Below are 19,824 nucleotides of genomic sequence, written 5' to 3' on the forward strand. Positions count from 1 at the left end.
TCGCTTCTCATGGCGCTCTCGTGGGCCCTGGCGTGGGCCCGTACGAGTGGAGAGGGGGGAGGGCTGGAACCATTACGAGGGTTCCCGTAACTTTTTTCGCCGAGTGGGGTCGCTTGGCTCCGGGGCGTGTGAAGTACGTGTACGAGGTTGCCCGGAAAGGGGTGGGTCCTACGGGACTGGCGGTGGTTGTTGCGCCGGTCTGATAGATGTGGAGGCCCCCAGATGACCCCCGAGCAGATACGGGACGACGGACATGAGCGCCCCAACCCCGGCCCCAGGTGACGACAGGCCCCGCGAGGGCTACTACCCGGACCCCTCCATTCCCGGATATGTCCGGTACTGGAACGGCACCTCCTGGGTCCCGGGCACCAGCCGTCCGGCCCCGACGGACGGCGAGCCGCTCGCCCCGCCGACCGGCTCCGACCCGGCTTCGGCGCAGGTCGAGGAGACGGGCCCGCACTTCTTCGACGAGGACCCGGCGGGTGCGTCGGGTGCCCCCAGTCCGGGCGACGCCCAGTACGGCAGCCGGCCCGAGCCCGCGTCCGCGTGGGGCGCCGACCGCTCCCGGCAGACCGGCTTCGGCGGCGACCAGGACCGCCGTGTCTCCTGGGGCGCCGCGCAGGACGCCGACCCGAGGGTGCCCGCGGACCCCCAGGCCCAGCCGGACGGCCAGGCCACCGCCAGCACGGACGGCACGGCGACCATCCCGCCCGCCGAGTCGGACGGCGTCGCCTCCGGCAACACGTTCGTCTTCCGCCGGCCGACACCCGGCCCCGGCGCGGCGGCCGCGTCCGCGAGCCCCGGCACCGACGAGGCCCCCGACGGCACGATGAAGTTCCGCGCGCTCTCCCCGCGCACCCCACAGCAGACCAGGGGAGCGGGGGCGCAGAGCGGGAGCACAGCCGGAACAGCCCCGGGCGGAACCGGTTCTGCCGGTACGGGGGCGCCGAGTGGTGGCTCCGGGACGCCCGGGTTCGGCGCCCAGGGCTCGGGCGGTGCGGCCGCGTCGGCCGGTGCCGCCCCGGCCTCCTCCGCCCCCGCCGCCGAGCCTTCCTCCGGCACCCCCGGAAGCCCCGGCTTCGGCGCCGGAAAGGCCGCCGCCGCCCGTGCCGCGGCCGTGCAGCAGCCCGCCCCACCCGCCGCGGCCACGCCCGCCCCCATGGCCCCCCAGCAGCCGTCCCCCGCCGTCCCCCAGCAGCCCGGCGCCCCCCAGTCCGGCACGCCCGTGACGAGCGGCTCCGGTGGCGGGCAGCCCTCCTGGGCGCAGCAGGTGCACCTGCTCGCCGGAGTGCCCGGCGAGGACCGGCCCGTGGCGCCCTGGAAGCCGCCGGTGGAGGACATCTTCCAGGCGGCGGCCAGGCGCCAGGCGTCGGCCCGTCCGGCCGCGCTCGGCAAGCGGCTCGCCGCCCGGCTCGTCGACACCCTCGTGCTCGCCGCCGTCACCTCCGTCGCCGCCGTCCCTCTCGGCACCAAGGCGATGGACCACGTCAACGAGAAGATCGACGCGGCCAAGCTGTCCGGCGAGACCGTCACCGTCTGGCTGCTCGACGGCACGACATCGACGTATCTCGGCATCGTGCTGGCCGTCCTGCTGCTCTTCGGTGTCGCCTACGAGGCGCTGCCCACCCACAAATGGGGCCGCACCCTCGGCAAGAAGCTGCTCGGTCTGGACGTGCGGGACATCGAGGGCCATGAGCCCCCGTCGTTCGGCGCGGCCGTCCGCCGCTGGCTCGTCTACAGCGTGCCCGGGCTGCTCGTCGTCGGTGTGGTGGGTGTCATGTGGGGTCTGTTCGACCGGCCCTGGCGCCAGTGCTGGCATGACAAGGCGGCGCATACGTTCGTCGCCGGGTGACGTGTACTCCAGAAGGACCAGTTGATTTAGTACTCCGGACGGCCGCTCGCCGGATGCGGAGCCGGAAAGTTCGCGGTCGACTCGGGCCATGAGCAGCGAACCGCCCCCCGGCTCCGGCCAGCAGCCGCCGGAAGACGACCCGTTCAGGAAGCAGCCCCCGCCAGAACAGGGATCGGGCTCGCCGTACAACGCCCCGCACGGCGGCGCCCAGCCCCCGCCCTACGGCGGTGACCCCTACGGCGGCGGCTCGTACCCGAGTGATCCGCTCGCCGGTATGCCGCCGCTCGCCGACAGCGGCAAACGCACGCTCGCCCGCATCATCGACATGATCCTCGTCGGAATCGTCGTCTGGCTGCTCACCTGGGGCTTCGGTGTCAGCGAGTACGACGTCGACGCCGACGAGGTGGAGTACGGCAAGTCGTTCGCGCAGTCCGCGGTCGCCGCCGTGCTCTACATCGCCTACGACACCTTCCTGATGGCCAAGACCGGGCAGACCCTGGGCAAGAAGTGGCTGAAGATGCGCGTGGCCAACCTCGACAACGGCTCCACGCCTTCGGTGCAGACGGCGCTGGTGCGGTCGTTGGTGCTGTGGATCCCGTTCGCCTTCTGCTGCGCCTGCATCTGGACCGCGATCTCGGGTGGCGTGAGCTACTTCGACAAGCCGTACAAGCAGGGCCTGCACGACAAGGCGGCCAAGACCGTCGTGGTCACCACCTGACGGCACGGCAAACGACCGGCGGGCCCGTGCAGCACGGGCCCGCCGGTCGTACGTACGAGATCAGGCTGCGGGATTCAGGCAGCCTTGCCGGAATTCACCGGTACGCGCTCCGGTGTGGTGGTGGGGGCCTCGGCCGATGGCGCGGCGGTCGCGCTCGGCTTCGGCAGGGGAACCGTCATGGCGACCAGGAGCCCGAGAGCGAGCGCCGCGACGGCGATGACCGCGATCCCCACACCCGAACTCGTCTGTGACAGCAGCAGCATGGCGAGGGTCGAGAAGATCACGGTGCATGAACCGTAGGCGAGCTGTGCGGCGGTCGGTCGAGGCGCAGTCGGACGAGGCATGGCAATCGTGTCCTCGGAAATGGGGGTGAGAAGGGGCGCCGGCCTGGCATTGCGTCGGTCTTCCGGGCGAGCCGCCAACCGACTCTAATCGCAGGGATGCCCGAGTGGAACGAACGGTAAGCGTGACCTAACCAACAGTATCGGTGCATGGGGGGCGCATCGAGTCACACCGTCCAGCAAGTGGACGGACCCACGCGCCCGTTAGTAAGGCCCCAGTAATGCACTTGACTTGCTCAAGTCAAGGTCTGTCTTTTCAGTTCAACCTCTAGTCAAATGTCGTCACTTGACTACACGCGTCTCTCACGCGCACGCGGACCTTCCAGACCCAGGAGCCCCTTCCGCGTGCCCGGACGCGGGGGAGGATCTCAAGTGACCAGAAGACCCTGGACGTTCAGAGCCGCGGCCACGACCGTCGCGCTCGCCGCGGCCACCGCCACGATCTCCGCCTTCACCGTGGCACAGGCCGACACCGCCGCGGAGCCGGCCGCCGTGAACCGGCACGACCCGCTCACGGATCGGCACCAGGAAGAGCACGACCTCGACGGCCCGTTCACCAAGACCCAGGAGGCGCAGCGCCAGGAGGCCCTCAACCAGGTTCTCTCCGGCGACGCCCAGGTCAAGGAGCGCGACGGCTCCAAGGTCGTCCAGCTGAAGAGCAAGAAGGGCGACAGCAAGTACGTAGAGCTGGGCCGAGAGAAGACCGACAAGATCTTCACGATCCTCGTCGAGTTCGGCGACCAGACGGACCCCCGCTACGGCGGCACGCCCGGCCCGCTGCACAACCAGATAGCCGAGCCGGACCGTGCTGAGGACAACAGCACGGCCTGGCAGGCGGATTACAACCAGGAGCACTTCCAGGACCTGTACTTCGGCGAGGGCACCGCCTCGATGAAGACCTACTACGAGAAGCAGTCCTCGGGCCGCTACTCCATCGAGGGCGAGGTCGCCGACTGGGTCAAGGTCCCCTACAACGAGGCCCGTTACGGCTCCAACAAGTGCGACCCCGACAACTGCGCCTGGTTCGCGGTGCAGGACGGCGTGACCGCGTGGGCCGACCAGCAGAAGGCAGCTGGTAAGACCGACGCCGAGATCAAGGCCAAGCTCGCCGAGTACGACCTGTGGGACCGCTACGACTTCGACGGCGACGGCGACTTCAACGAGTCCGACGGCTACATCGACCACTTCCAGGTCGTGCACGCAGGTGAGGACGAGTCCGCGGGCGGCGGCGCACAGGGCGAGGACGCGATCTGGGCGCACCGCTGGTACGCCTTCGGCACCGACGCCGGCTCCACCGGCCCCGACAACAACAAGCTCGGCGGCACCCAGATCGGCAGCACCGGCATTTGGGTCGGCGACTACACCATCCAGCCGGAGAACGGCGGACTCGGCGTCTTCGCCCACGAGTACGGCCACGACCTCGGTCTGCCGGACCACTACGACACCTCCGGCGGCGGCGAGAACTCCACCGGCTTCTGGACCCTGATGTCCTCCGGCTCCTGGCTCGGCACCGGCAAGGACACCATCGGCGACCTGCCCGGCGACATGACCGCCTGGGACAAGCTCCAACTCGGCTGGCTCGACTACGACACGGCGAAGGCCGCGACCAAGTCGAAGCACAAGCTGGGCGTCGCCGAGTACAACACCAAGAACAAGCAGGCCCTCGTGGTCACGCTGCCCGAGAAGGCGGTCACCACCGAGATCGTCGCCCCCGCCGAGGGCGCGAGCCAGTGGTGGAGCGGCAGCGGCAACGACCTCCGCAACACCCTGACCCGCTCCGTCGATCTGACGGGCAAGTCCTCGGCCACGCTGACCCTCGACGGCTTCTACGACATCGAGAAGGACTACGACTACCTCTACACCGAGGTCTCCACCGACGGCGGCGCCAAGTGGACCCCCGTGGACGGCACGGTGGACGGACAGGCCATCCCGCGCGACGGCGGCGGCAACCCCGCCCTCACCGGCTCGGTCGACGGCTACAAGAAGCTGTCGTACTCCCTGGACGCGTACGCGGGCCAGAACATCCAACTCCGCTTCCGTTACTACTCCGACGGCGGTGTGGCGCTGAAGGGCTTCGCGGCCGACGCGATCACCCTGACCGCCGACGGCAGCCCGCTCTTCTCGGACAACGCCGAGACGGCGGACGCCGCGTGGACCGCGACCGGCTTCTCCCGCATCGGCGCCTCGTTCACCAAGAAGTACGCGCAGTACTACATCGCCGAGAACCGCCAGTACGTGTCGTACGACAAGACCCTCAAGGTCGGCCCGTACAACTTCGGCTTCTCGACGACCCGTCCGTCCTGGGTGGAGCACTTCCCGTACCAGAACGGGCTGCTGATCTGGAAGTGGGACACCTCCCAGGCGGACAACAACACCAGCCAGCACAAGGGCACCGGGCTGCTCCTGCCGGTCGACGCCCACCCGACGGCGATGAAGTGGTCCGACGGCACGCTGATGCGCAGCCGCATCCAGTCGTACGACTCGCCGTTCAGCCTCTACCGCACGGACGGTCTGACGCTGCACAACGCGGGCGTGCAGACCAAGATCCCGGCGAAGAAGGGGGTGCCGGTCTTCAACGACCACACCAGCACCTACTACGACGAGAGCACCCCGCTCGCGGGCGTCAAGATCACTGACACCAACACCAAGATCAAGATCGTCAAGGAGGCCAAGAACGGCTCGACGATCTCGCTCGAAGTCGGCCCCGCAGTGAAGTAGTCAACGTTTTCGCAGGTCAGAGCGCGATTCGGCGGCAGCCCCTGGCGGGTTGCCGCCGATCGTGTTTAGGTGCGTCCTGTGATTCTCTTATTGACACCGCTGGGAACGGGGAAGTGACTGAATGGCCGTAGGAGGTTTCTGCAGGCTGCCGTCCGGCAGCGTGGTGGTGGCGTTGAACCTGCCCAGCCCCACCGTCGACGGCACGAACTGTGTACGTGTCCTGGTACACGCCCAGAACCGGGCCCGCGCCCTGACCAGGCTCCGCAACCTGGGCATGCGCGCGGTCTACCTCCGCGGCAACGCGGCCCCGCCGACCCCGGACGAGATCACCGCGGTCCTCCACCACCCCGACGGCCTGATATGGCGCACGGCCCCGGACGACGGCGTACCGACCCTGTCACAGGAGCTGTGGCACCCGATCAGGGCACTGAGGCGGCGTCCGGCGGCACCGGCGTGACGCGCTAGACGACGGGCTTGCCCGAAAGCTCCACGCCCGCCTCCCGCATCTCCTCCAGCGCCCGCTCCGTGGTCTCCTCGGTGACCCCCGCGGTCAGGTCCAGCAGCACCTGCGTACGGAACCCCTCCCGCGCCGCGTCCAGCGCGGTGGCGCGCACGCAGTGGTCGGTGGCGATCCCGACCACGTCCACCTCGGTGACCTCCCGCGCCCGCAGCCAGTCCGCCAGCGGCACCCCGTTCTCGTCGGCGCCCTCGAAGCCGCTGTACGCCGCCGAGTACGCCCCCTTGTCGAACACGGCGTCGACGGCGCCGGAGGCGACGGCGGGCGCGAAGTTGGGGTGGAAGCCCACGCCCTCCGTGCCGGCGACACAGTGCGCCGGCCAGGAGTGGACGTAGTCGGGGTTGCTGGCGAAGTGTCCGCCGGGCGCGATGTGGTGGTCGCGCGTGGCCACCACATGCCGGTAGCCGGCGGGCGCCTGCCCGATCAGCTCGGTGATGGCGGCGGCCACATCGGCACCCCCGGCCACCGCGAGGCTGCCCCCCTCGCAGAAATCGTTCTGCACGTCTACGACGATCAAGGCGCGGCGCATGGTCGGTGTCCTTCGACTATGGGGTCGGGGTGGAACAGGGTTGCGGGCTCGCCGGTGTGAAGTTACGAGCCTAGAGACTGGGAGGGCCCTAGGGGAGGGGGCATTTCAGGGCTTGCGCCGGAGCGCCGCCTCTAACTACCCGAGCGCCCGTGCACGTACTCGGTCGGAATCACGGGTTCCCCCCGCGACAGCTGCGTAGCGGACAGCGGCAGATTCGCGCGGGCGGCCATGTGCCGGTCGCGCGGGACGTCCAGCGGTTCACGTGCGACCACGTCACCGCCCTTGACCAGCTCCACGAGCAGCTGCCGGCCGGCCAGCTCGCCGGGGACGGCTCCGGTGCCGACGACCTCGGCCTCGGCGACCCCCTCCTCGTCCAGCCGTCGAGCGGCCCACTTGCGGCCGCCGATGGACGTTTTACCGCCGCTGGACTTCTTCGCGACCGGTACCAGGGGTTCCTTCGGGTCGGCTGACTCGGCACGGGCTACCAGCTTGTAGACCATCGAGCACGTGGGATGGCCGGATCCCGTCACCAGCTGGGTGCCGACGCCGTACGCGTCCACCGGCGCCGCAGCCAGCGAGGCGATCGCGTACTCGTCCAGGTCCGAGGTGACGATGATCTTCGTGTCCCGCGCGCCCAGCTCGTCCAGCTGCTGCCGCACCCGGTGCGCGACCAGCAGCAGGTCCCCGGAGTCGATCCGCACGGCACCCAGCTCGGGCCCGGCGACCTCCACCGCCGTACGGACGGCTTCGGCGACGTCGTACGTGTCCACCAGCAGCGTCGTGTTCCGGCCCAGCGAGTTCACCTGGGCCTGGAAGGCGTCCCGCTCACGGTCGTGCAGCAGGGTGAAGGCGTGGGCGGAGGTGCCGACGGTCGGGATGCCGTAGCGGAAACCGGCGGCCAGGTCGGAGGTAGTCGTGAAGCCGCCGACGTACGCGGCGCGGGCGGCGGCGACGGCCGAGAGCTCGTGGGTGCGGCGGGCGCCCATCTCGATCAGGGGCCGGTCGCCGGCCGCCGCCGACATCCGGGACGCCGCGGCGGCCACCGCGGAGTCGTGGTTGAGGATCGACAGGATCACGGTCTCCAGCAGCACGCACTCGGCGAAGGAGCCCTCGACCCGCATGATCGGCGAGCCCGGGAAGTACACCTCGCCCTCGGGGTAGCCCCAGATGTCACCGCTGAAGCGGTAGCCGGCGAGCCACGTCAGGGTCTCCTCGTCGACGATCCCGCGCTCGCGCAGAAAGCCGAGGACGTCCGCGTCGAAACGGAAGTTCTCCACGGCGTCCAGCACCCGTCCGGTGCCCGCGACGACGCCGTAGCGCCGCCCGTCGGGCAGCCGCCGGGTGAAGACCTCGAACACGCTCCGCCGCTCGGCGGTGCCCGCCCTCAGCGCGGCCTGCAGCATCGTCAGCTCGTACTGGTCCGTGAAGAGCGCCGTCGAGGGAACATCCACCGGCAGCCCAAGGTCCGCTGTGTCCATGACTGAAGATGATACCCCCCATCTCGTCACTCTGACGATTTGGGGTCGATCGAGTCTGATTGCAAGGCGCATTTGTGCGACCACCCCCCTCCGGTGGCAGCATGGGCCATGTGACGTCACCCGCGCCCGTAGAGATCGAACGCCCCGAGACGGCGGAGGAGGTCTTCGCTGTACCCGAGCCGGACGTCCCCTGGGTCACGATCGTGCACAACGACCCGGTCAACCTCATGAGCTACGTGACGTATGTCTTCCAGACGTACTTCGGCTACTCGAAGGACAAGGCCACCAAGCTCATGCTCGACGTCCACCACAAGGGCCGGGCGGTCGTCTCCAGCGGGACCCGCGAGGAGATGGAACGCGACGTGCAGGCGATGCACGGCTACGGTCTGTGGGCCACCCTCCAGCACGACCGGAAATGACCCGAACTCGTAGGCAGGACCGGACGTGATCCGAACCCGCTCGCAGGACCGGAAGTAGCGAACTCACTTCATGCCAGGTCAATTCGAACCGCTCCCCGGCGGCGGCGCGGCCGTCGCACTCGACGACGTCGAGATCTCCATCATCCGGTCGCTGGCCGTCCAGCTCCTGGAGCTCATCGGCCCCGGTCCCGGGGCGGACGGCCCCGAGGACCCGCTGGCCGAGCTGTTCGCCGAGGGCCCGAGCGAACCGCCCGCCGACCCGGTCCTCAAGCGGCTCTTCCCGGACGCCTACAGCGACCCCGAGGGCACGCCGCAGACCGAGGAGGCCGCGGAGCAGAAGGCGTACTCCGCCGAGTTCCGCCGCTACACCGAGAACGACCTGCGCGCCGGGAAGCGTGAGAACGCCCTCGCGGTGATCCGCTCCCTGGACGCGCTGCGCCCGGTCGACGAGGGCGGCGCGGTCCTCAAGCTGTCGGACGCGGAGTCCCGGCAGTGGCTCGGAGCCCTCAACGACCTGCGCCTGGCGATCGGCTCCCGGCTCGACATCACGGACGAAGAGGACACCGACCTCCTCTACCGGCTGCCGGACGAGGATCCGCGCAAGCCGATGGTGATGGCGTATCTGTGGCTGGGCGGGCTCCAGGAGACGCTTGTCTCCACGCTTATGCCCTGAATGTGACGGTGTTGTGTTCGCTCAGCGGACGCTCAAATCCGAATAACGATCCCGTCACCGCAGCGGCGTCGTATGCACCTCCTGAGTGCCCTTTGTCCGCTTCTCCTTGTGCTGTGCGCCACATCCCGCGCCGGTGATCAATATGGCGGCCGTGATAAATCTTCACGACCGCCCGGCGAACACCACCCATTGTTCCGCCGGGTGCGCCACCGATCGGCCGACCGCCGGTTAGGCACAACGCTCCAGCAGTCCGGGGGGATCGAGACCCGATCCGAGGCCGACGAAGGCCCGGGTCGGCATGGAGAAAGGCGCACCACACATGACCTCCGCCCAGGTCAGCACGGAGACCCCGGAAGAGGGGTACGAGCGCGGGCTCGGCAGTCGCCAGGTCCAGATGATCGCGATCGGCGGCGCCATCGGCGTCGGCCTGTTCCTGGGAGCCGGGGCGAACATCGCCAAGGCCGGCCCCAGCCTCATCTTCATGTACGCCATCGCCGGCGTCATCATCTTCTTCATCATGCGGGCGCTCGGCGAGCTCCTGCTCTACCGCCCGGTCTCGGGCTCCTTCGCGGAGTACTCCCGCGAGTTCCTCGGCCCGTTCTTCGGCTACTTCACCGGCTGGACGTACTGGCTGATGTGGGTCGTCACCGGCATGGCCGAGCTGACGGCCGCCGCGATCTACGTGAACTACTGGTTCCCGTCGATCCCGCAATGGGTCACGGCGCTGGTCTTCCTGATCGTCCTGTTCGCGGCCAACCTGATCTCGGTCAAGCTGTTCGGCGAGATCGAGTTCTGGTTCTCGATGGTCAAGGTGACCGCGCTGATCGGCATGATCGTGATCGGTCTCGGCGTGCTCACCTTCGGCTTCAGCGCCGCCGGCGACACCGCCGCGGTCTCCAACCTCTGGGCCTTCGACGGCTTCTTCCCCAAGGGCGTCGGCTCGTCCCTGATGACCCTGCAGGGCGTCATGTTCGCCTACCTCGCGGTCGAGCTGGTCGGTGTCACGGCCGGCGAGTCCGAGAACCCGGAGAAGACCCTCCCCAAGGCGATCAACACCCTGCCCTGGCGTATCGCGCTGTTCTACGTCGGCGCGCTCACCGTCATCCTGTGCGTGGTGAAGTGGACCGAGTTCGCGGAGGGCGTCAGCCCCTTCGTGAAGGCCTTCGCGATGATCGGTATCCCGGCCGCCGCCGGCATCGTCAACTTCGTCGTACTGACCGCCGCCCTGTCGTCCTGCAACTCCGGCATGTACTCCACGGGCCGCATGCTGCGGAACCTCGCCGACAGCGGTGAGGCCCCCAAGGTCTTCAGCAAGCTGTCGTCGACCAAGACGCCCGCCTTCGGCATCCTCATCTCCGTGCTCTTCATGGGCATCGGCGTGATCCTCAACTACATCGTCCCGGAGAAGGCCTTCGGCTACGTCACCTCGGTGGCGACCGCGGCCGGCATCTGGACCTGGCTGATGATCCTGATCAGCCACGTCCTGTACCGCCGCGCGGTGGTCGCGGGCCGGCTGCCCGCCTCCTCCTTCCCGGCCCCGGGCGGCGCGGTGTTCTCCTACGTGGCCATCGCGTTCCTGCTCTTCGTCACCGGCCTGATCGCGTACGACGCCGACTCCCGCGTCTGCCTGTACGTGATGGCCGGCTGGGCCGCCGCGCTGGGTATCGGCTGGGCCGTACTGAAGTCGCGGAACCCGGAGATCACGCAGCGCGGTGAGCCGGAGCTGGAGAAGATCGGCTAAGAACTCGGGGGGGTTGAGGCTGTCGGCCGGCTGCGGGTCCCTCGTGGCTGGTCGCGCAGTTCCCCGCGCCCCTGTAGGGGCGTTGCCGCTCCGGAGTCCGGAATGTGAGCCGCCCCGTACCAACCCTCGGTACGGGGCCGCCTTCTGCTTATCCTGCTGAACATGCTGACCATCACCCAGGAGCTCGTCGACCGGATCGTCGCCCACGCGCGCAAGGACCACCCCGACGAGGCGTGCGGCGTGATCGCGGGCCCGGCGGGCTCGGACCGCCCCGAGCGCTTCATCCCCATGCTGAACGCCGCCATGTCGCCCACGTTCTACGAGTTCGACTCCGGCGACCTGCTCAAGCTCTACCGCGAGATGGACGACCGCGACGAGGAGCCGGTGGTCATCTACCACTCCCACACGGCGACCGAGGCGCACCCCTCCCGCACGGACATCTCGTACGCCAACGAGCCCGGAGCGCACTACGTCCTCGTCTCGACGGCGGACACGGACGACCTCGGCCCGTTCCAGTTCCGCTCGTTCCGGATCATCGAGGGCGAGGTGACGGAGGAGGAGGTCAAGGTGGTGGAGGCGTACTGATCTCGTACTGCGGATGAAATGTGTCCGAAAGGCGAGATCACATTCCAGGACCCGGACCGGGAATCGATACGATGACCCCATGGTTTTCCACGACGTGAGCGAAAAGACGCCGGGCACGCTGCTCGTGGCGCGGCTGCACGTCGACCTGTGCAGGCTCGCCAGCGCCATCTGTTGACGCCGACCCCTGCCGCCGTACGGCCGTGAGCCGCGGCGCCGCACACACGCACCACACCTTGCCGTATCTGCGCTGCCGCGCGTCCAACGACAGACTTTCTCCCGACAGGAGCCCTGAGCCATGGCCATCGAGGTCCGCATCCCGACCATCCTCCGCCAGTACACCGACGGTCAGAAGGCGGTGGAGGGCAGTGGTGACACCCTCGCCGCGCTGTTCGCCGACCTCGAGTCCCGGCACAACGGCATCCAGGCCCGCATCGTGGACGGCGACCAGCTGCGCCGCTTCGTCAACGTCTACCTCAACGACGAGGACGTCCGTTTCCTCGACGGCATCAACACCAAGCTCACCGACGGCGACAACGTCACGATCCTGCCGGCCGTGGCCGGCGGCATGGTCTGATCCCTCATGCGTTACGACTCCCCGCTGGCCGCGGTGGGCAACACCCCGTTGGTGCGCCTGCCGCGGCTGTCGCCGTCAGCCGACGTCCGCATCTGGGCCAAGCTGGAGGACCGCAACCCCACCGGCTCCGTCAAGGACCGCCCCGCCCTGCACATGATCGAGCAGGCGGAGAAGGACGGCCGCCTCACCCCGGGCTGCACCATCCTCGAGCCGACCTCCGGCAACACCGGCATCTCCCTCGCCATGGCGGCCAAGCTCAAGGGCTACCGCATGGTGTGCGTCATGCCGGAGAACACCTCGCAGGAACGCCGGGACCTGCTCGGCATGTGGGGCGCCGAGATCATCCCGTCCCCCGCCGCGGGCGGCTCCAACACCGCCGTACGCGTCGCCAAGGAACTCTCGGCCGAGCACCCCGACTGGGTGATGCTCTACCAGTACGGCAACCCCGACAACGCGGGCGCGCACTACGCGACGACCGGGCCCGAGATCCTCACGGACCTCCCGTCCATCACCCACTTCGTCGCCGGCCTCGGCACCACCGGCACCCTCATGGGCGTCGGCCGCTACCTCCGCGAGAACAAGCCGGACATCAAGATCGTCGCCGCCGAACCGCGCTACGACGACCTCGTGTACGGCCTGCGCAACCTCGACGAGGGCTTCGTACCCGAGCTCTACGACGCCTCCGTCCTCACCACCCGCTTCTCCGTCGGCTCCGCCGACGCCGTCACCCGCACCCGCGAACTCCTCCAACAGGAGGGCATCTTCGCCGGCGTCTCCACCGGCGCCGCCCTCCACGCCGCCATCGGCGTCGGCAACAAGGCCGTCAAGGCGGGCGAGAGCGCGGACATCGTGTTCATCGTGGCCGACGGCGGCTGGAAGTACCTGTCGACGGGCGTGTACACGGCAACGACGACGGAGGAAGCGATCGAGACGTTGCAGGGCCAACTCTGGGCGTAGGGCCCGCTCACGTAGCCAGGTGACGGACCTGGTCCCAAAGGACCGGGTCCACCACCCCCACCCGTCGCCGGAAATCCCCCATCGGCACGTCACGCAACTCGTCCGTCTCCAAGAAGCTGGCCCGACCCTGCGCATCGCCGACGGCCCCCGGCGGCAACGGAATCACCCCGGCCCGCTCATCGTGATACTTGCTGGTGATCTTCGCGACGGTCGCCCGCCGCCCCCGCACCGAGAGCACCAGACACGGCCGGTCCTTACCCCCCGGCCCGTCCTCGAACGGCACGCTCGCCCACCAGATCTCCGCAGGCTGCGGCCGCGCCACCACCCGCCCGCCCGGCCGCCCCGGCGGCCGCGTCCTGCGCCCCCGCGGCCCACGCCGCCCCCATCCGTCGACGAGCGCGGCGACCAGCGCGAGCAGTACCACCGCCGCGAGCGCGAGCCACCAGGACGTATCCATACGACAGACGGTACCGGCGCGCACACACCGCCGCGCGCCCTTCTCACCCGGCACAGGCTCCCCACGTCGAGCCGAACCGGTGACAGCACAGGTGAGTTCGCCCACAACAGCCCTTGGCGGAGGAGCGACCGGACGTTTTGCGCCTTACGCTCGACGGACCGCACGACCCCCGACGCAACCCCATTGTCAATTCCCGCCAGCGGAGGTTTCTGCTTCATGAAGCTCACCGTCGTCGGCTGCTCGGGGTCGTTCCCGTCCGCGGAATCGGCCTGCTCGAGCTACCTCGTCGAGGCCGACGGCTTCCGGCTGCTTCTCGACCTGGGCAACGGTGCCCTGGGCGAGCTGCAGCGCCACTGCGGTCTCTACGACCTTGACGCGATCTTCCTCAGCCATCTGCACGCCGACCACTGCATCGACATGTGCGCGTACTTCGTCGCGCGCTACTACCGCCACGACGGCGGCCGCTGCGACCCGCTCCCCGTCTACGGACCCGAGGGCACGGAACACCGGCTGACCACCGCCTACGCGGACACCCCCTCGGCCTCCTCGATGAGCGAGGTCTTCGACTTCCACACGGTCAAGCCGTCCACCTTCGAGATCGGCCCGTTCACGGTGCACACGGAACGCGTGGCCCATCCGGTGGAGGCGTACGGCATCCGCGTCGAGCACGACGGGAAGTCCCTGACGTACTCCGGCGACACGGGCGTCACCCCGACGCTCGACGAACTCGCCCGCGACACCGACCTGTTCCTGTGCGAGGCCGCGTTCACGCACGGCAAGGAAAACATCCCCGACCTGCACCTCAACGGCCGCGAGGCGGGTGAGACGGCGGCCCGGGCAGGCGCCCGCCGCCTCGTCCTCACCCACATCCCCCCGTGGACCGACCCCCAGATCAACCTGGCCGACGCCCGCGCGGTGTACGACGGCCCGGTGGAACTGGCGGCGCCGAGGGTGTCGTACGAGATCTGAGCCTTACGCGGACGAAGGCCCCGGTACCGAGTCGGTATCGGGGCCTTCGTCATGCCTTACGGCGGGCACTCACGCCTTGGTGAGGTCCTCGAGCTCCTCCTCGGGCTCGCGGCCCGGGGTGGGGAGGTTGAACTTGGTGATCGCGAAGCGGAAGAGGAAGTAGTAGATCGCCGCGAAGACCAAGCCGATCGGAATGATCAGCCATGGCTTGGTTGCCAGGTTCCAGTTGAGTGCGTAGTCGATGAAGCCCGCGGAGAAGGTGAAGCCCGCGTGGACGCCCAGCGCCCAGGTGATCGCCATGGAGATGGCGGTGAGGACCGCGTGGATCACGTACAGCACAGGGGCGATGAACATGAACGAGAACTCGATCGGCTCGGTCACACCGGTCACGAAGGACGTGAGGGCGAGCGAGATCATCATGCCCATCACGGCCTTGCGGCGCTCGGGGCGAGCACAGTGAGCGATCGCGAGCGCGGCGGCCGGCAGACCGAACATCATGATCGGGAAGAAGCCCGACATGAACTGACCGGCGTCCGGGTCACCGGCGAAGAAGCGGTTGAGGTCACCGTGCACGACCTCACCGGCCGCGTTGGTGAAGTCGCCGATCTGGAACCAGGAGACGGTGTTCACGAACTGGTGCATGCCGACCGGGATCAGCGCACGGTTGATCAGACCGAACAGACCCGCACCGAAGGCGCCCAGACCGGTCATCCACTCGCCGAAGTCGGAGATGACCTCACCGATCGGCTCCCAGACCAGACCGAAGAAGACACCCATGACGGTGCCGACGAAGGCCATGATGATCGGGACGAGCCGGCGGCCGTTGAAGAAGCCGAGCCAGTCGACCAGCTTGGTGCGGTGATAGCGCTGCCACAGGACCGCGGCCAGCAGACCCATCACGATGCCGCCGAGGACACCGGGGTTGTTGTAGGTCGCGGCTATGTCTGCGCCGGCCTGGACCTTCGCCTCGGTGACCGGGAACGCCTTCAGGACATTGCTGTAGACCAGGAAGCCGACCAGGGCGGCCAGCGCCGTCGAGCCGTCGGCCTTCTTGGCGAAGCCGATCGCCACACCGATGCAGAACAGCATCGGCAGGTTGTCGAAGATCGCGCCACCGGCCGTGGCGAAGACTGCCGTGACCTTGTCCGGCAGGTTCAGCTTCTCCTGCACGTCGGTCTGGCCGAGCCGCAGCAGAATGCCCGCCGCCGGCAGTACGGCGATCGGCAGCTGCAGGCTGCGGCCGACCTTCTGCAGCCCCTGGAAAAGTCCGGATCCCCGCCTCTTCGCGGGGACCGCCGAAGCGGTGGCGGTGCTCATACGTCCTCCAACGTGGTGGTCTACACCACTGAGTGGTGTAGACCTGTTTGTAGCACGGTGAAGGGCGGATAAGGAACCCGCTCGAAGTTACGTTCAGACCTTCGTTACGTCCTCGATCTCCTCCTCCGGTTCCCGCCCCGGAGTCTTCAAATCGAACTTCGTGATCGCGAAGCGGAAGATGACGTAATAGACGACCGCGAAGCACAAACCGATCGGAATGATCGCCCAGGGTCTCGTCGCCAGGTTCCAGTTGATCACGTAGTCGATCAGGCCGGCCGAGAAGCTGAAGCCGTCGTGGACGCCCAGGCCCCAGGTCACCGCCATCGAGACACCGGTCAGCACGGCGTGGACCGCGTACAGCAGGGGCGCGATGAAGAGGAACGAGTACTCGATCGGTTCGGTGATGCCGGTGACGAAGGAGGTCAGCGCCACCGACAGCATCAGGCCGCCGACCTCCTTGCGGCGGCTCGGCTTGGCGCAGTGCGTGATGGCGAGGGCCGCGGCCGGCAGGGCGAACATCATGATCGGGAAGAAGCCCGAGGTGAACTGGCCCGCGTCCGGGTCGCCCGCCAGGAACATGTTGATGTCGCCGTGCACGACCGTGCCGTCCGGCCTGGTGTACGTGCCGAACTGGAACCAGATGGGCACGTTCAGGAACTGATGCAGACCGATCACCAGCAGCGCCCGGTTGGCGACACCGAACACACCCGCGCCCCACGCGCCCAGATCGCTCATCCAGTCGCTGAAGTTCTCCAGCGCGTCACCGACCGGCGGCCAGATCCACAGACACAGCGCCGCGAACGCGATCGCCACGAACGCCATGATGATCGGCACCAGCCGGCGGCCGTTGAAGAAGCCCAGCCAGTCGACCAGCCTGGTGCGGTGGTAGCGCTGCCAGAAGTAGGCCGACAGCAAGCCGATGATGATGCCGCCGAAGACCCCCGGATTCTGGTACGTGAACGCTGTCACCGTGCCGTCCGCCGCCTGGCAGCCGGTCGCCACCTTCGTCGCACCGTCCCCGCACCCCTCCGGGAACTGCCGCAGCACGTTGTAGTAAACGAGAAACCCGACGACGGCCGCGAGCGCGGTCGACCCGTCCGCCTTCTTCGCCATACCGATCGCGACACCGACGCAGAACAGCATCGGCAACCCCAGCGAGCCATCCAGCAACGCGCCGCCCGCGCCGCCCATCACCTTGGAGACGTTGTCCCAGCCGAGCCCGTCCTCGCCGAACACATCAGGCTGCCCAAGCCGGTTGAGGATGCCCGCGGCGGGCAGGACGGCGATGGGCAACTGAAGACTGCGGCCCATCTTCTGCAGGCTTTGGAACAGGTTGTTCCAGCGGGTGCGGACAGGGCTGGCGGCGGCGGCGCTGTCGGAACTCATGGACGCCCCTCGGTAAGGTGGTGTAGACCAGCTGACGGACGGTTCCGCTGTCGTGGTCGCCATCATTCGGCACGTACGACATGACCGCTCGCAAAGATGGGCCAACTGTGGGTTACTGCGACAAAGCGGTTCGGATCAGGGAGAAACAACATGGCCACCAAGGCTGAGAAGATCGTTGCCGGGCTGGGCGGCATCGACAACATCGAAGAGGTCGAGGGCTGCATCACCCGCCTGCGCACCGAGGTCCACGACGCCTCCCTCGTGGACGAGGCAGCCCTCAAGGCGGCCGGCGCACACGGCGTCGTCAAGATGGGCACGGCGATCCAGGTCGTCATCGGCACCGACGCGGACCCGATCGCCGCGGACATCGAAGACATGATGTGAGCCCACCGCTCACCGAAGAGGGGCTCTTCCCGACGCGGGAGGAGCCCCTTCCGCATTGAGGGCCGGCCGTCAGACTCCCGCCTGCCGAGCGACGCCTGGCACGCACGCTCGCCGCGTTGCCGAACCGCCCACGTGGCTCCGCCACGAGGGCGCTCCGGCGCCTTGCGATCGCACGCACCAGACGCCGCTCGGCCCGCCCTCCGGGCGGACGCCGGGAGTCTGACGGCCGGCCCTACGGCTAGGCTCGACGCCATGTCTCGAATCGACGGCCGCACCCCTGAACAGCTCCGCCCCGTCACCATCGAACGTGGCTGGAGCAAGCACGCCGAGGGCTCCGTCCTCGTCTCCTTCGGCGACACGAAGGTCTTCTGCACCGCCTCCGTCACCGAAGGGGTCCCGCGCTGGCGCAAGGGCAGCGGCGAGGGCTGGGTCACCGCCGAATACTCCATGCTGCCCCGCTCCACCAACACCCGCGGCGACCGCGAATCCGTCAAGGGCAGGATCGGCGGCCGTACGCACGAGATCAGCCGCCTCATCGGCCGTTCACTGCGCGCCGTCATCGACTACAAGGCACTCGGCGAGAACACCATCGTCCTCGACTGCGACGTCCTCCAGGCGGACGGCGGCACGCGCACCGCAGCGATCACCGGCGCCTACGTGGCCCTGGCCGACGCGGTCTCCTGGGCCCAGGGCAAGAAGCTGATCAAGGCCGGCCGCCAGCCCCTCACGGGCACCGTGTCGGCGGTCTCCGTCGGCATCGTCGGCGGCATCCCGCTCCTCGACCTCTGCTACGAAGAGGACGTCAAGGCCGAGACCGACATGAACGTCGTCTGCACCGGCGACGGCCGCTTCGTCGAGGTCCAGGGCACCGCCGAAGCCGAACCCTTCGCCCGGGACGAGCTCAACGCCCTGCTCGACCTGGCCGTTTCCGGCTGCACGGAACTCGCTGTCCTCCAGCGCACGGCACTTGATACCGTCCTCGAAAAGTAAAGGACGTACCAAGACAGCAGGCAGCCGCGGGCAACCCCACAGCCCGGCCTCGCGTCACTAGGGGTACGGGCGCACGGCTTACCACTGTGCGCCCGGCCAAGTAACGGGGGGCCTTCCGAGGCCTGCGCCAGGGAGGAAACGAACCATGGCCGTGAGCCGTAGCCGTCGTCCGCGCATAGCCATCGTCGCCGCCATCGCGGCCGTCGGGCTGACAGTCGGACTCACCACCGGCTGCGACGCCGTCAACAAGGCACTGGACTGCGTCCAGACCGCCGACGCCATCGCCGACAGCGTCACCGACCTCCAGCAGGCCGTGGAGAGCGCCGCCAACGACCCGACCCAGCTCGAGGAGTCCCTCAACTCCATCGACAAGAACCTCGACAAGATCGGCGACAAGACGGACAACGCCGACGTCAACAAGGCGGTGGACGACCTCCAGCAGGCCGTCACCAACGTCCGCGACGCCGTCAAGAACGGCGACGAGACCCCCGACATCAGCCCGGTCACCGACGCGGCCGGCGAACTGACGAAGGTCTGCACGCCGTAAGACACGGTCGGCCGGGCCGGGATACTGGACGCCATGACCCGCCTGATCCTCGCCACCCGCAACGCCGGAAAAATCACCGAGCTCAAGGCGATCCTCGCCGACGCAGGCCTGCCCCACGACCTCGTCGGCGCGGACGCCTACCCCGACATCCCCGACGTCAAGGAAACGGGCGTCACCTTCGCCGAAAACGCCCTGCTGAAGGCCCACGCCCTCGCCCAGGCAACCGGCCTGCCCGCCGTCGCCGACGACTCCGGCCTCTGCGTCGACGTCCTGAACGGCGCACCGGGCATCTTCTCCGCCCGCTGGGCGGGCAAGCACGGCGACGACCGTGCGAACCTGGAGCTGCTGCTGGCCCAGCTGTCCGACATCGCTGACGAACACCGCGGCGCCCACTTCGCCTGCGCCGCCGCGCTCGCCCTGCCGGACGGGACGGAGCGCGTGGTCGAGGGGCAGCTGCGGGGCGTGCTCCGGCATGCGCCGGTCGGCACGAACGGGTTCGGGTACGACCCGATTCTGCAGCCGGAGGGGGAGACGCGAACCTGCGCTGAGATGAGCGCGGACGAGAAGAACGCGATCAGCCATCGGGGGAAGGCGTTCAGGGGGTTGGTGCCGGTGGTGCGGGAGCTGTTGGGCTGAGCTAGGTACGGAAACGGCCTGCTCATCGATCCTTCG

22 protein-coding genes are annotated in these 19,824 nt (G+C 68.6%); 16 read left to right on the forward strand and 6 right to left on the reverse strand.

All coding sequences use genetic code 11. The annotated features are described in order from the left end of the window. Positions 1-253 precede the first annotated feature (253 nt). Together AB0I98_RS02195 and AB0I98_RS02200 are read left to right on the forward strand one after the other, a co-directional pair. The gene (locus AB0I98_RS02195; protein ID WP_362933945.1) at positions 254-1,852 is read left to right on the forward strand and encodes an RDD family protein; all 1,599 of its coding nucleotides are present in this window, start codon (positions 254-256) and stop codon (positions 1,850-1,852) included. Positions 1,853-1,940: 88 nt separating this feature from the next. Beyond that, positions 1,941-2,570 carry an RDD family protein gene (locus tag AB0I98_RS02200; protein WP_362933948.1) on the forward strand — a complete coding sequence of 210 codons (630 nt, stop codon included), beginning with the start codon at positions 1,941-1,943 and terminating at the stop codon, positions 2,568-2,570. Between the two features lie 74 nt (positions 2,571-2,644). Here AB0I98_RS02200 and AB0I98_RS02205 read toward each other — a convergent pair whose 3' ends face one another. Then, positions 2,645-2,914 carry a hypothetical protein gene (locus tag AB0I98_RS02205; RefSeq protein ID WP_328363737.1) on the reverse strand — a complete coding sequence of 90 codons (270 nt, stop codon included), beginning with the start codon at positions 2,912-2,914 and terminating at the stop codon, positions 2,645-2,647. Positions 2,915-3,283: 369 nt separating this feature from the next. Between AB0I98_RS02205 and AB0I98_RS02210 the strand changes: the two genes are divergently transcribed. Together AB0I98_RS02210 and AB0I98_RS02215 are read left to right on the forward strand one after the other, a co-directional pair. Then, a complete protein-coding gene (locus tag AB0I98_RS02210) occupies positions 3,284-5,629 on the forward strand; it encodes an immune inhibitor A domain-containing protein (protein ID WP_362933951.1) in 2,346 nt (781 codons plus the stop codon). 121 nt (positions 5,630-5,750) lie between these two features. Then, the gene (locus tag AB0I98_RS02215) at positions 5,751-6,086 is read left to right on the forward strand and encodes a hypothetical protein (RefSeq protein WP_362933954.1); all 336 of its coding nucleotides are present in this window, start codon (positions 5,751-5,753) and stop codon (positions 6,084-6,086) included. 4 nt (positions 6,087-6,090) lie between these two features. Here AB0I98_RS02215 and AB0I98_RS02220 read toward each other — a convergent pair whose 3' ends face one another. Both AB0I98_RS02220 and AB0I98_RS02225 read right to left on the reverse strand, forming a co-directional pair. Then, entirely contained in the window at positions 6,091-6,675 is a 585-nt protein-coding gene (locus AB0I98_RS02220; RefSeq protein ID WP_362933957.1) for a nicotinamidase, read from the reverse strand. Positions 6,676-6,806: 131 nt separating this feature from the next. Then, a complete protein-coding gene (locus AB0I98_RS02225) occupies positions 6,807-8,153 on the reverse strand; it encodes a nicotinate phosphoribosyltransferase (protein ID WP_362933960.1) in 1,347 nt (448 codons plus the stop codon). 101 nt (positions 8,154-8,254) lie between these two features. On the opposite strand from AB0I98_RS02225, the gene clpS reads away from it, so the two are divergent. The 7 genes from clpS (at position 8,255) to AB0I98_RS02260 (ending at position 13,102) form a co-directional block, all read left to right on the forward strand. Next, positions 8,255-8,572, forward strand: coding sequence for an ATP-dependent Clp protease adapter ClpS (gene clpS, locus AB0I98_RS02230; protein WP_362933963.1), 318 nt, complete (start codon positions 8,255-8,257; stop codon positions 8,570-8,572). Between the two features lie 70 nt (positions 8,573-8,642). Then, positions 8,643-9,245, forward strand: a complete 603-nt coding sequence (locus AB0I98_RS02235) for a DUF2017 domain-containing protein (RefSeq protein ID WP_362933966.1) — start codon at positions 8,643-8,645, stop codon at positions 9,243-9,245. Between the two features lie 319 nt (positions 9,246-9,564). Further along, entirely contained in the window at positions 9,565-10,986 is a 1,422-nt protein-coding gene (locus AB0I98_RS02240) for an amino acid permease (protein ID WP_362933969.1), read from the forward strand. 162 nt (positions 10,987-11,148) lie between these two features. Continuing rightward, complete coding sequence (locus AB0I98_RS02245; RefSeq protein WP_362933972.1) at positions 11,149-11,571, forward strand: M67 family metallopeptidase; 423 nt, start codon at positions 11,149-11,151, stop codon at positions 11,569-11,571. 79 nt (positions 11,572-11,650) lie between these two features. After that, positions 11,651-11,746 carry a putative leader peptide gene (locus AB0I98_RS02250; protein ID WP_328363763.1) on the forward strand — a complete coding sequence of 32 codons (96 nt, stop codon included), beginning with the start codon at positions 11,651-11,653 and terminating at the stop codon, positions 11,744-11,746. Positions 11,747-11,866: 120 nt separating this feature from the next. Then, entirely contained in the window at positions 11,867-12,145 is a 279-nt protein-coding gene (locus AB0I98_RS02255) for a MoaD/ThiS family protein (protein WP_210581769.1), read from the forward strand. A 6-nt stretch (positions 12,146-12,151) separates the two neighbouring features. After that, positions 12,152-13,102 (forward strand): cysteine synthase, encoded by a 951-nt coding sequence (locus tag AB0I98_RS02260; RefSeq protein ID WP_362933975.1) that lies wholly within the window; start codon positions 12,152-12,154, stop codon positions 13,100-13,102. 7 nt (positions 13,103-13,109) lie between these two features. Here the strand turns inward: AB0I98_RS02260 and AB0I98_RS02265 are convergent, their stop codons facing one another. Beyond that, positions 13,110-13,559 (reverse strand): type II toxin-antitoxin system PemK/MazF family toxin, encoded by a 450-nt coding sequence (locus AB0I98_RS02265; protein WP_210581773.1) that lies wholly within the window; start codon positions 13,557-13,559, stop codon positions 13,110-13,112. A 216-nt stretch (positions 13,560-13,775) separates the two neighbouring features. On the opposite strand from AB0I98_RS02265, the gene AB0I98_RS02270 reads away from it, so the two are divergent. Then, a complete protein-coding gene (locus tag AB0I98_RS02270; protein WP_362933978.1) occupies positions 13,776-14,528 on the forward strand; it encodes an MBL fold metallo-hydrolase in 753 nt (250 codons plus the stop codon). Positions 14,529-14,597: 69 nt separating this feature from the next. Here the strand turns inward: AB0I98_RS02270 and AB0I98_RS02275 are convergent, their stop codons facing one another. Continuing rightward, entirely contained in the window at positions 14,598-15,845 is a 1,248-nt protein-coding gene (locus AB0I98_RS02275) for a PTS transporter subunit EIIC (protein ID WP_362933981.1), read from the reverse strand. A 93-nt stretch (positions 15,846-15,938) separates the two neighbouring features. Continuing rightward, on the reverse strand, positions 15,939-17,231 hold the full coding sequence (locus AB0I98_RS02280; RefSeq protein WP_362933984.1) for a PTS transporter subunit EIIC: 1,293 nt from the start codon (positions 17,229-17,231) through the stop codon (positions 15,939-15,941). Positions 17,232-17,381: 150 nt separating this feature from the next. Between AB0I98_RS02280 and AB0I98_RS02285 the strand changes: the two genes are divergently transcribed. From AB0I98_RS02285 to rdgB, 4 genes are all read left to right on the forward strand, one after another. Continuing rightward, positions 17,382-17,615 carry a PTS glucose/sucrose transporter subunit IIB gene (locus AB0I98_RS02285; protein ID WP_210581781.1) on the forward strand — a complete coding sequence of 78 codons (234 nt, stop codon included), beginning with the start codon at positions 17,382-17,384 and terminating at the stop codon, positions 17,613-17,615. Positions 17,616-17,867: 252 nt separating this feature from the next. After that, the gene (gene rph / locus AB0I98_RS02290; protein ID WP_362933987.1) at positions 17,868-18,605 is read left to right on the forward strand and encodes a ribonuclease PH; all 738 of its coding nucleotides are present in this window, start codon (positions 17,868-17,870) and stop codon (positions 18,603-18,605) included. Between the two features lie 145 nt (positions 18,606-18,750). Next, positions 18,751-19,152, forward strand: coding sequence for a hypothetical protein (locus tag AB0I98_RS02295; protein WP_362933990.1), 402 nt, complete (start codon positions 18,751-18,753; stop codon positions 19,150-19,152). A 33-nt stretch (positions 19,153-19,185) separates the two neighbouring features. Next, positions 19,186-19,788, forward strand: a complete 603-nt coding sequence (rdgB, locus tag AB0I98_RS02300) for an RdgB/HAM1 family non-canonical purine NTP pyrophosphatase (RefSeq protein WP_362933993.1) — start codon at positions 19,186-19,188, stop codon at positions 19,786-19,788. The last annotated feature ends 36 nt before the right edge of the window (positions 19,789-19,824 follow it).

The organism is Streptomyces sp. NPDC050211 (assembly GCF_040656035.1).
Lineage (GTDB): Bacteria > Actinomycetota > Actinomycetes > Streptomycetales > Streptomycetaceae > Streptomyces.